Source organism: Bacillus sp. bc15 (assembly GCF_900142585.1).
Taxonomy (GTDB): Bacteria; Bacillota; Bacilli; order Bacillales; family Bacillaceae_G; genus Bacillus_A; species Bacillus_A cereus.
Map to the genome: position 1 here is coordinate 672,707 of NZ_FRBJ01000001.1, position 11,554 is coordinate 684,260.

Here is an 11,554-nt window from a genome sequence, read left to right on the forward strand (position 1 = left end):
TCGTTTGAGAAAGCTAAAAAATGTAGCTGTCGTAGTAAGCTTCTAAGTAAATAGCAAAATATATAATACTTAGAAGCGAGGAATAAAGTTATGAAGTATCCATTATTTAATCATTGGTCAGAAACACAGTATATAAAAGATATAGTAACAAATCCACTCATTGAAGTGGGAGAGTACTCCTATTATTCAGGCTATTATAGTCATCAAAATTTTGAAGATGGCTGTGTAAGGTATTTGTGGGGGGATGCTAAGTCTCAAGCACTTTTCAATCCAATTGAACAGATGGGATGGCATCTTGATAAACTCATTATTGGGAATTATGTTTGCATTGCAAGTGGAGTAGTCATTTTAATGGGTGGTAACCATAATCATCACTCAGAATGGATTACAGTATATCCATTTGCTGAGCAAATTGAACAATCATATGAACCTAAGGGCGATACAGTCATAAAAAGTGATGCTTGGATTGGAATGAATGCTATAATAATGCCTGGCGTTACTATTGGTGAAGGGGCAATTGTTGCTGCGGGATCTGTCGTAAGTAAAGATGTTCCGCCGTATACAATAGTTGGTGGAAATCCTGCTAAGGAAATAAAGAAACGATTTACTGATACAGAAATAAATATGTTAATGGAAATGCGTTGGTTTGATTGGGATAGGAAATTGATTGAGAAGGCAATTCCGCTGTTATCTAGTCCATCCATCGAACCATTATTTGCTTTTTATAAAAATAAAGTGAAAAATAAATAAATCAGTTAGAAAAACTACATCCAGTATAGGGTGTAGTTTTTTTATTACAAAAAACTAATAGTTTAGACTAAAGAAAATTCATCTCTAATATAAGTCTAGCAAATAGCTGAATTGAATAATTAAAATCCTTGATAGCTAATAAAGCATTAACGGGCAGTAAGACCCCCACTGATTAAAGTTTCACTTTATTTTTTGTAAATATGGAACAAATGTAATATCTAGATTGTCTATTAATTGTAATCCTAAAAAATATGAAAGTGCGAATCATTTTGAAAAATATAAGGGGATTAAAAATAGGGATATGTGTGGGAATACAAAGTATCAGGGCATCTAAAAGTGTCGGGTGAGATGGTCTATATGAAAGCGATTCTAATGTCTTATATGTATATACAATTTGAGAACACTGTCTGTTTTTTTGAGATTATGTTAGAATAACGCTTTTTTGAGTACAAAGATATTGGAGGTAACAGAAGTGAAAGGTATGTTTTGCAAGAGATTTATTGCAATAGTAACAGTGCTTACACTATTTTTTAGCATGTTCGTTACATTTGGAAGAGCAGCAGCGGAAACAGTTTCTGCTATAGACGTTGAAGCGGGATCAGCAATTTTAATAGAAGCAAATTCCGGAAAAATTTTATATGAAAAAAATGTAGATGAATCATTGGCAATTGCTAGTATGACAAAAATGATGAGCGAATACTTAGTTCATGAAGCGGTGGATAAAGGAAAACTTAAATGGGATCAAAAAGTTAAAATCTCTGAATATGCACATAAGATTTCGCAAGATCGTTCATTATCAAACGTTCCATTAGAAAATGGTGGCTCTTATACGGTAAAAGAGTTATATGAGGCAATGGCAATTTACTCTGCAAATGGTGCAACAATTGCTTTAGTTGAACAGATTGCTGGTAAAGAAGTTAATTTTGTAAAAATGATGAACGATAAGTCGAAAGAGTTTGGAATGAAAGATTATAAATTTGTAAACTCTACAGGCTTAACAAATCAAGATTTAAAAGGATATCACCTAGAAGGGACAACTCTAGACGAGAAAAATAAAATGTCTGCAAGGGATTGTGCAATTTTAGCACAACGTCTTATTCAAGATTTCCCCCAAATATTAAATACAGCAAAAATTCCTAAAAAAACATTCCAAGAGGGTGGTAAATATCCAATTGATATGGCGAACTTTAACTGGATGTTAAAAGGTTTAATTAAGCAATATGAAGGTGTAGATGGTTTGAAAACAGGAACGACTCCAGAAGCGGGAGATTGTTTCACTGGTACAGTAGAAAGAAATGGTATGCGCCTAATTTCTGTAGTGATAAAAGCAAAATCTCATACGGCACGTTTTGATGAAACAAAGAAATTATACGATTATGGATTTGCGAATTTTGAAGTGAAGAATGTCTACGGAAAAGATTCAGTAATAAAAGGATATGAAACAGTTCGAGTGGCAAATGCAAAAGACAAAGATGTAGTAGTTCAAACGAAGCAAGCTGTTTCACTTCCAATGCCGAAGGGCAATAAAGACATTTATAAAAAAGAATTTAAAGTATTGAATAAAGAACAAGAAGCGCCTATTAAAAAAGGTGTAACAATTAGCAAAATGATTATCTCGCCTAAAGATAATACAGATCCTGGGTTCTTATCAGGTAAATCATTACAAATAGACCTTGTAACAAAATCTGATGTGGAACAAGCAAATTGGTTTACACGTTTTATACGTAAAACTGGATCTTTTTTTAGTGGTATGTGGGATAGTGCGATTGATATAGTAAAAAGCTAATTTTATAGGATACAACTAAATGTTTCACTTTATAAAAATTTAATAAAATCTTTTCTTTGTATTAAATATTTTGTTTTAAATTATGTATATAAAGAAATGGAGGTCAAATTAACTTTGTACTGCTTATATTAGGAATTTAAAGAAAGAATATGTACAATTCTCCCACTACATTCTTATAGTGGCCTTTATGAACAGCAAAATTTACAATTTACAAGGAGAACATTTTATGAGTAACAGAATAAAAGAATTAGATTCCATACGAGGGTTAGCGGCACTTACTGTGGTATTTGGACATTTTTGTTTAATGCTACCATCGTTGCCTAATTCTATTAAATTTTCCCCGCTTAGGTTTTTATGGGCGGGTGGGGAAGCTGTTATCGTTTTTTATGTACTAAGTGGTTTTGTGTTATCTATGGCACTTTATCATTCAAAAACAAATTATTGGGGATATTTAATTAAGAGATTTGTAAGAATCTATATTCCTTATTATTTTTGGATAATCGTTACCTTTGTTTTATTTATTTTATTTTCGTCGTATGAAGTGGTAGGATTACGGGATTGGTTCTATGATAGGTGGCAAGGGTCTATAACAAAATTAGATATTCTAAACCACTTTGTACTTCTTAATAACTTTTTTACGGAAAATTATAATCCAGTTATTTGGTCATTGGCTCAAGAAATGCGTATATCTATTGTGTTTCCTTTGTTATTCCTTCTTTTTTATAAACTGAATTGGAAGAAAACGATACTATTTGCTTTGAGCTTTTCATTAATTAGTGTTGTTCTTAATATGTTGCATATTGGGAAAGCTGAAGGGTTTTATAATGGTTATGCTGATACACTGCATTTTACATCTATGTTTATGGTTGGAATGTTACTTTTTAAGTATCAGGAAAAACTTATCTACTCATATAGGAATATGAAAAAATTTAAAAAAGGATTTCTTATTACATTAGGGGTTATTCTATATTTATATTCCATTTTAATTTATGGTTTTTCCCGTAATGATACAACTTTCTTAATAAAAGATTGGGGTGTCGTAATGGGGGTTAGTATATTTATTATAATGGCTATGAGTAACCTAAAAGTAAAAGCATTTTTAAATAAGAGTGTATTTGTATATTTAGGAGAAATTTCATACAGTATCTATTTATGTCATTTTCCAATCATGATGGTACTATTTAAACTTTTGTATACAAAGATACCTATCTTTTTCCTTCTTACTTTGTGCATTGCAATGACACTACTTTTTTCTATAGTTTCATATCATTTAATCGAAAAGAAATGTATCAACTGGGCAAAACAAAGAACAACAAATTTTTTGAAAAAAGTATAATTCCTAGATAGATTGTATTTCTTTAGTAAATATATGAATATGACCGATTCCTAAGTATACTTAGGAATCGGTCAATTTTAGATTCTAAATGTAAATATAGTAAAGTGGAATATAATTGAAATCGAAAACCACTTAGAAATAACAATTACGGTGTGAGCTATTGTATAGTATAGATATGGTTAATAATAAAGGGGGAATACATATGTGGAAGCGATTTGTAGCAATTGGCGATAGTTTTACAGAGGGGATAGGGGATGAAGTTGAGGGAATTACATTAAAAAGCTGGGTAGATCATTTTGTTCAACTGTGTGAAAACGATATAGAATATGCCAATTTTGCAAAGCGTGGGTTAGTAACTGAAGAAATTCGCTCGCAGCAATTGGAAAAGGCGCTAACTTTTAATCCAGATTTGGTTAGTCTCATTGCAGGGGCAAACGATGTTTTAAAAGGACGTTGGAATCATGATGCATATAAGAACGATATGGAATTTATGGTAGATACATTAAGTAAAGCAGGGGCTGATATTATTATAGCAAACCTTCCGGATTTTACAGTTAGGCTTCCTTTTGCTTTTGAAAAAAAACAAGTAATAAAAGAACAATTATTAGAGGCAAATGAAGTTATACGTTCATTGAGCAGAGAGTATAAGCTTCATCATGTTGATTTTTGGAATCATCATTTAGTTAATGACAATACGCTTTGGTCTAAGGATTTAATTCATCCAAACTCAAAAGGATATGTAAAAGTTGCTGAATTAATTTTTAGTAGTTTGCCTGTACAGAAGACAAAATAATAGTTTGCAATGTAACGAATATGGTATTAATTGTATTAAGCTATGTTTTTTAGTAAATGGAAAGAACTAAACATTTAGCAAACAAAGCGTATCTACGATATATTTCTACAGTAGTGCATAAATGTAGAATCACAAAGAAAGATCACTTATGGAAATAGGTGATCTTTAAACGTTTTTATAACTAAATTAAAATATATACTGTATTACTAACAATTTCGTACTACATAAAAATTAAGTTCTCTTATAGAAAAACTGATTTTATATTATCTTAAAATATAATAACATATTCAAATCATATTTTGGGTATGTATCCTAATTGTGAATAATGTGTAATTTTTTTGAAGTATAAATATCCAATAAATAAAATAGGTAGTAGGTGCAGAAGTATTAATACTATATTATTCAATTCTGTTATGAGTACATTAGTAATTGGTAGTATTATATTTTTATTATCAATTTTAGTTATTGGAATTAATTTGCATAGAAAATATGTAGGATAAGAAAAGATAAATATACTTTATTGTATATTTATCTTTTTGTTTAGTAGGATTTATAGCCTCTTTAAACTATTATGTTAATAAAATTAAAAAACTTAATTTTTGATATCCTTATGGCTAAAGCCATCTATAAAATGGCAATATAACTAAATAATTGTTTGGTATGATTTTTGGATTTGGTTTTTTTATCCGAATTTTCTGATTCAAATATTTCAACTTTATGAATATAGTAGGTGAAATATTTGTGTGATAGTATTTGAGATAGAAAAAAGCCAACTTTAAAAAGGATGTGAATTGAATGTGCAAACGACTGTAAAGGGTTATATTAAGGCAACGTTTAGCTGTTATTAGTGTAAGGGAAAGATATATTTTGTAACAGTTGATATAAAAATGAAGAAATGGGTACGCTTTATTTTATCTGACTATTTTAAAGATATAAAAAATAATAGTTTAAGTTTTGACGAAGTTAAATTTTAGGTGAGATGTCAATAATGATTAATTTGGTTTAATAAAGAGGTACCTTATACGCAAAAGCGTTTATATTAGTAACCTAAGGAGCTTGCTTTTATGAAAACTACCGATTCAAAAGGCCTATTAGGAAATAGGGTATATTTACAAGTTTTCTCTGCCTATTCATTGCTTATGCTTGGTGTTTTTATTGATATGTTAGCGATTATGACTATAGTTGGGTTTGAATGGGAAGTAGATCCTACTATGATTGGATTGATTCCTGTTGCATATGCACTTCCAGGAATTATTTTTGGCTCATGGGCAGGTGTTATTGCAGATCGTTTTAGAAAAATTCCAATTATGATGTTCTGTAATCTAATGGTTGGTCTAATAACGATTGCTCTTTTATTTGTACAAGATATCCACTGGCTCTTAGTGGCATTAATGATTCGTTCCATTTTTATTGTTTTCTATTATCCTGCACAGCAAACACTAACAAGACAGATTGTATCCCCGGATTTGCTTACTAAAGCAGTAAGTATCAACGGAATAGTAGAGCAGGGTACCAAAATAGTAGGCCCACTTATAGGGGGTATGTTGCTGAGCTGGTTTCAACCAGAGTTCTGCCTCATTATAAGAGCTATAAGTTGTTTATTAGCTACCTTAGTTCTCATACCCACAATAAAATTTAAAGAAACTATATCGAAAGAATTTGTTGAAAAGCAAAAACAAAGTACTTGGACCGCTTGGGTACAAGGGTGGGGTTATGTGTTATCTAATCGGATAATATTATCAACCATGATTTTCGTTACAATAGCCATGGCAGTATTACAATTAGTAGACTCACAATTCCCAACTTTATTTAAGAGCCTATTCCCACATGATAAAAGTAAAATGGGATATATCATTTCTATTATTGGTCTTGGCGGGATACTTGGTGCATTACTAACTCAGAAATTAAAACAATTTCAATATGGCTGGGTAGTATGTGGAGGTATGGTTTTAATGGGAATTGGTTTTGGGGGGATTGGTTTGATAACGCCCGGTACGGTCTTCGTTTTAGCCTATTTAATTAGTTTTATCGCTGGTATCGGAAGTGGGCTGATGCTTGTATCTAATCAAGTCATATTACAAATAGAATCCGATCAAGATCAAGTAGGAAGAGTATTTGGTATTCAAAGTAGTTTAACAAACGCAGTTTTAATTATTTCTCCTGCTATGAGTGGCCCATTAGTGCATTTGTTTGGAGTAACTCAACTCTATGTTTATGGAGGGATTGGGCTTGTTATTATTGGAGTAATTGGAGTTTCAATGCAGAAATATTTATGGGGTAAACATAAACACGAACCTATAAGAGCAAATAATTTTTGAAGGGAAGATTTTTATGACCAATGAGGAATGTTATCCATTAAGCCATCCGCAGCGAAGAATATGGTATACAGAAGTTATTCATTCTGATAAAGGAATATGTAATTTAAGATTTTTATTTAAACTTCATCGAAAAATGAATTATTCAAAATTAAACCAAGTTGTGAATCGCGTTATCAGTGAAAATGACGGTCTGTGCATTAGGTTAAAAGAAAATGGGCATCAGGAACCGAAACAATATTTTATTAAACATGAAGAACAAGAATTTGAGTTTTTTGATTTCAGTAATGTGGAGAATACAAATTTACTTGAGGAATGGATTGAGCAGAAAACAAAAGAAACGTTTACATTATTTAATTCAAATTTATACTATTTCGCTTTAATAAAATTAAACGATAATGAATGTGCAGTCTTTGGAAATGTTCATCATATTATTATGGATGGTTTATCAATTCAAATATTTACTGAGCAGATTGCAAAATATTATTATGACATGCATAACGAGAATGAAGAAGGCGAAATTAAAAATTCATATGTTCAATTTCTGACCAATGAACAAACATACTTGAATAGTAGTCGCTTTCAAAAAGATCAAAAATTCTGGTTAGAGGAATTTAAAACACTGCCATCTGCGACTGGATTGAAGCCTTATAATACGTACCAAGTTAGTACCAAAGCATCACGTGAGACGTTTATATTAACGGAGCATTTGAAGAGAAAGATAGAAAAATTTTCTGAAGATTACAAATTTAGTTTATACACCCTTTTTGTTGCTGCTTTCTCGTTGTCCATGTATCGGTGGACCTCATCGCTTAATATTGGTTTAGGAATGGCTTACGGCAACCGTATGACTAAAATGGAACGAAAATTGATTGGAATGATGGTGAGTACAGTTCCTTTAAGAATGGATATTGATCCAGAAGAAGAAGTACTTTCATTTATTAGTAGGGTGTCCAGAAAACAAAGTAAATCATTAAGACATCAGAAATATCCATTTGATTTGTTATTAAAGCGGATTAATAAAGAGAATAACAGTAATGTGAGACTTTTCGGAACTACGATTGATTATAGGGATCGTGATGAAAGTGGTGACTCACTATGGATTCCAAACCGTGAAGAAGTACAAGATTTTGCAGTGCATATTGAAAATCTAATTGATATAGACTCTTTACATGTACATATTGATTATCGTGAGGAGCTATTTTCTAAGGAAGAGATAAAACAGTTTTTTAACGTGATGTTAGCGATAATGGAAAACACTTTTGAAAACCAAAAGCAGAAGGTGGCTGAAATAGAAATCATTTCTGAGGAAGATAAAAGAAAAAGTTTAGTTGAGTTCAACAATCCTAAACTGGATGTCCCGCCTCAAGTAACTATTCATGAAATGTTCGAACGGCAAGCGATGATTTATCCAAATGCTATTGCAGTTACGTATGAAAAAGAAAAAATTACTTATAAGGAGCTTAATGAACGTGCAAACCAGTTAGCTCATTATCTGCAGAAAAAAGGAGTAGGACCTGATACTTTAGTTGGACTGTGCGTTGAACGTTCCCACGAGATGATTGTAGGTATTTTAGGGATTTTGAAGGCTGGTGGGGCTTATGTCCCACTTGATCCAACATATCCAGAGCAACGACTTCAATATATTTTAGAAGATGCTAGCATTCAGTTATTCGTAACGCAAGAAAGTTTAAAAGAATTGAACTGGTTACCAGAAAATGTTGAGTCGATTTGCCTGGATCGTGATCAAGATGAGATTGGGAAAGAAAGTAAGACTTTGCCGGTTTCTAGTGTCGGTCCCCAAAATCTGGCATATGTAATCTATACTTCGGGATCAACGGGAAATCCAAAGGGCGTTATGATAGAGCATCACAATGTCATTCGGTTATTTAAATCGACGGATTGTTGGTATCAGTTTAATGAAAAAGATACTTGGACGCTTTTTCATTCGTATGCATTTGATTTCTCAGTATGGGAAATTTGGGGAGCATTATTATATGGTGGAAAATTAGTTGTTGTTCCGTACTGGATTAGTCGATCACCTAAGGATTTTTATCAATTATTGGTGGAGGAAGAAGTCACAGTTCTAAATCAGACACCCTCCGCATTTCGACAATTAATACGAGTGTGTGAACAAGAAGATAAGAATAAAAATTTGCAGCTGCGTTATGTGATATTTGGTGGAGAAGCGTTAGAACCTACTAGCTTGTTACCGTGGTTTCAAAGGTATGGGGAGAAAAACCCACAGTTAATTAATATGTATGGAATTACAGAAACTACAGTTCATGTTACATATTATCCAATTACTCTAGATGATGTGCAGCATGCTTCAAGAAGTAATATTGGAAAGCGGATTCCCGATTTAGAAGTGTATATACTAGACGCTTATCAACAACCTGTTCCTATAGGTGTCGATGGTGAACTTTATATTGGCGGGGCAGGGCTTGCACGTGGGTATTTAAATAGACCTGAATTAACAGCAGAGCGTTTTATATCTCATCCATTTAGTAGTGATCTGAAAGCAAGATTATACCGGACAGGAGACTTAGCGAGGTATTTGCCAGATGGGAATCTAGATTATCGTGGAAGAATTGATCATCAGGTTAAAATACGTGGTTTCCGAATTGAGATTGGGGAAATTGAGTCTACTTTACATACATATGCATATGTAAAAGAGGCAGTTGTAATTGTAAGAGAAGATCAGCCGGGCGATAAAAGATTAATAGCATATGTTGTAGGAGATGGAAATGTAGATGCGTGGAGAGAGTATCTTAAAGCGAAACTACCAAGTTATATGGTTCCTTCGGGATTTGTGGCGATGGAAGCTATTCCACTTACAGCTAACGGTAAAGTTGATCGTGAGGCCTTACCTATGCCAGAGGAAAAGCAGATTAATAGTGAATGTGTTGGCCCTCGGAATAGTAACGAACAGATACTGACTACCATTTGGAAGCGAGTATTAGGTGTTAAAAAGGTGGGAATCTATGATAATTTCTTTGAAATTGGTGGCGACTCGATTCTCAGTATTCAAATCATATCTCAAGCAAGTCAAGTGGGGTTAAAACTTACTCCAAAGCAAATGTTTGAATGCCCAACTATCGCTGAGCTGGCACAAGTGGCTATAGAAACGCAGGGAGTACAAGCGGAGCAGGGAATTGTGATAGGTGATGTGCCTCTTACTCCAATTCAGTGCTGGTTCTTCGAGCAAGAACATCCACATACAGAGCATTGGAATCAATCAATGCTTTTAAGAGTAAAAGAAAGATTGAATGTGAAATTACTAGAGGGAGCGATATTAAATTTACTGAAACATCATGATGCTTTACGTTTCCGGTACGAACAGTTACCAAACGGAACGTGGAGGCAGAGAAATGAAGGGACTGATGAGCTGTCAGTACTCCATGTTGTAAAACGTAATCAAGTTAATGAAAAAGAGTGGAATAAAATAATACAAGAAGAGATGAACATTAATCAAGCTAGTTTCAATTTAGTTAATGGTCCGTTAATGAGAGTAGTGTACTTTGAAGATAACTTGACTAGAAATGATCGAATATTCTGGGTGATTCATCATTTAGTAGTAGATGGAGTGTCATGGAGGATTCTATTGGAAGATTTACAGGTGGTATATAACCAGATGAAACAAGGTCAAGAAGTTCGCTTACCTGCGAAAAGTACATCTTTTAAAGAGTGGTCTGAACGACTCCAGACATACAGTGATTCGGGTATTTCAAAAGAAGTACAAAATTATTGGAATGAACAAGTAGAAAAAGAAACGATGAAAATTCCAATGGACTATCCAATACAAGAAACAACAGAAGAATCGATTGATCAAGTGACGAGGACTTTAGGAATAGAAGAAACACAAACATTGTTACACGAAGTTCTAGTCACTCATAAGACAAGGATTGATGAGGTACTATTAACGGCATTAGGACAAGCTATCGTCGATTGTACAAATCAGCAAACCGTTTCTATTCATCTAGAAGGACACGGAAGAGAAGAGATGATTGAAGGTATTGATTCATCAAGGACAGTGGGCTGGTTCACGAGTATTTATCCCGTTCATCTCAATTTTCAAGGAACTCAAACACCTATTGAAGGGTTAAAGGCTGTCAAAGAACAATTACGTCGAATTCCAAATCGCGGAGTTGACTATGGTATTTTATGTTACTTGAATAAAGGATTACTTCCGTTTTATCAGCAAAAGCCTTCAATAAGCTTTAACTATTTGGGCCAATTTGATCAGGTGTTTTCAAGGGACTCTTTGTTTATGCAAGAGACAGGATTTACATTTTTAGATCATGCTCCAGATTCCAAACCATCTCATCTAATTGATGTTATCGGAATGGTGAAAGATGAAAAGTTACATTTTGTTTGGATGTATAGTAGAGAACAGTTTTCTAAATTGAAAATTCAATTGATAGCAGATGGTATGTTAAGGCATCTCCGTCAACTTATAAATAAACCAACAACAGAGTCTGCTTTTACGGTATCAGATTTTGCTGATGCAGAGGATCTTACGGAAGAAAGCTTGAGCAAAGTATTACTTAAATTAACAAAGAAGAGGGTGTAAA

The 11,554-nt window shown here is 33.1% G+C and carries 6 protein-coding genes; all 6 read left to right on the forward strand.

Features of this window, described 5'->3' with window-relative positions; genetic code table 11:
- Positions 1 to 90 precede the first annotated feature (90 nt).
- On the forward strand, positions 91 to 750 hold the full coding sequence (locus BUA87_RS03480) for a CatB-related O-acetyltransferase (RefSeq protein WP_000876940.1): 660 nt from the start codon (positions 91 to 93) through the stop codon (positions 748 to 750).
- Positions 751 to 1,222: 472 nt separating this feature from the next.
- Entirely contained in the window at positions 1,223 to 2,536 is a 1,314-nt protein-coding gene (locus BUA87_RS03485; RefSeq protein WP_000677652.1) for a D-alanyl-D-alanine carboxypeptidase family protein, read from the forward strand.
- A 187-nt stretch (positions 2,537 to 2,723) separates the two neighbouring features.
- Positions 2,724 to 3,872 (forward strand): acyltransferase family protein, encoded by a 1,149-nt coding sequence (locus BUA87_RS03490; protein ID WP_025118541.1) that lies wholly within the window; start codon positions 2,724 to 2,726, stop codon positions 3,870 to 3,872.
- Positions 3,873 to 4,074: 202 nt separating this feature from the next.
- Complete coding sequence (locus tag BUA87_RS03495) at positions 4,075 to 4,665, forward strand: SGNH/GDSL hydrolase family protein (protein WP_072938433.1); 591 nt, start codon at positions 4,075 to 4,077, stop codon at positions 4,663 to 4,665.
- Positions 4,666 to 5,729: 1,064 nt separating this feature from the next.
- Positions 5,730 to 6,983 (forward strand): MFS transporter, encoded by a 1,254-nt coding sequence (locus BUA87_RS03500; protein WP_000858616.1) that lies wholly within the window; start codon positions 5,730 to 5,732, stop codon positions 6,981 to 6,983.
- Between the two features lie 13 nt (positions 6,984 to 6,996).
- Complete coding sequence (locus tag BUA87_RS03505) at positions 6,997 to 11,553, forward strand: non-ribosomal peptide synthetase (protein WP_072938436.1); 4,557 nt, start codon at positions 6,997 to 6,999, stop codon at positions 11,551 to 11,553.
- The last annotated feature ends 1 nt before the right edge of the window (position 11,554 follow it).

Bases quoted from the DNA above. Each gene is read 5' to 3' on its own strand.
- BUA87_RS03495 (WP_072938433.1), top strand. From the start codon at position 4,075: ATGTGGAAGCGATTTGTAGCAATTGGCGATAGTTTTACAGAGGGGATA.
- BUA87_RS03505 (WP_072938436.1), top strand. From the start codon at position 6,997: ATGACCAATGAGGAATGTTATCCATTAAGCCATCCGCAGCGAAGAATA.
- BUA87_RS03500 (WP_000858616.1), top strand. From the start codon at position 5,730: ATGAAAACTACCGATTCAAAAGGCCTATTAGGAAATAGGGTATATTTA.
- BUA87_RS03480 (WP_000876940.1), top strand. From the start codon at position 91: ATGAAGTATCCATTATTTAATCATTGGTCAGAAACACAGTATATAAAA.
- BUA87_RS03490 (WP_025118541.1), top strand. From the start codon at position 2,724: ATGAACAGCAAAATTTACAATTTACAAGGAGAACATTTTATGAGTAAC.